1 protein-coding gene is annotated in these 719 nt (G+C 45.8%); it reads left to right on the forward strand.

Features of this window, described 5'->3' with window-relative positions; all coding sequences use genetic code 11:
* Positions 1-489: 489 nt before the first annotated feature.
* Positions 490-719, forward strand: a 230-nt coding sequence (locus CXF86_RS22965; protein ID WP_219622751.1) for a hypothetical protein, incomplete at its 3' end; no start/stop codon positions are given.

The following is a 719-nucleotide window of genomic DNA, read 5'->3' on the forward strand; positions in this document are numbered from 1 at the left end:
AGCCTTTTTTAACAGATACCGGATAACCACATCCTACCCACCACTTACCCACAGCGTTATCCACAACTTGCCCCTTCAATTGATGAGGCAATCTCGGTAGGGGAACCTTATTCTAGTACAGTATTGGAAACTTGCAGGGCAGGATAATCATTACTTTGAGCTTTATGCCTCAGGTTTACATCCCTGTATCACCCATGATCATTCGCTTTTGTCAGCCTCTTATTATCAACAAAATAAGCGACTAATAAGGGGATCGCTATAAAACAGGAATGGAATTAAACAGCATGAAACAGAGCCGCTAGACTAAGCAGGATCTTAAACCCAATCCCTCTTAGCTCTGAGTTCCGGCCATAGCACTAATATCTTGCCTACTGCACTCTGTCGTTCCGTCAATTCAGCAACGTAAAAACACTCAAATCGCAGACGTAAAAAAGCCCATTGCGTTAGCAACGGGCTGTTCAATCTCTTTCGAGACCGATCTTAGAAAGAGTGGCGCCTGAAAATGTTCGATTCGCAACTGGGTTATATCGCCCACAACACGATTATGCCGATGCTACTGCCCCCTGCATTCTGCATTCTGTCGTTCCGGCAATTCATCAACGTAAAAACACCCAAATCGCAGACGTAAAAAAGCCCGTTGCGTTAGCAACGGGCTGTTCACTCTCTTACGAGACCCATCTTAGAAAGAGTGGCGCCTGGCAATGTTCGACTCGCACCTG

The organism is Shewanella sp. GutCb (assembly GCF_002836135.1).
Taxonomy (GTDB): Bacteria; Pseudomonadota; Gammaproteobacteria; order Enterobacterales; family Shewanellaceae; genus Shewanella.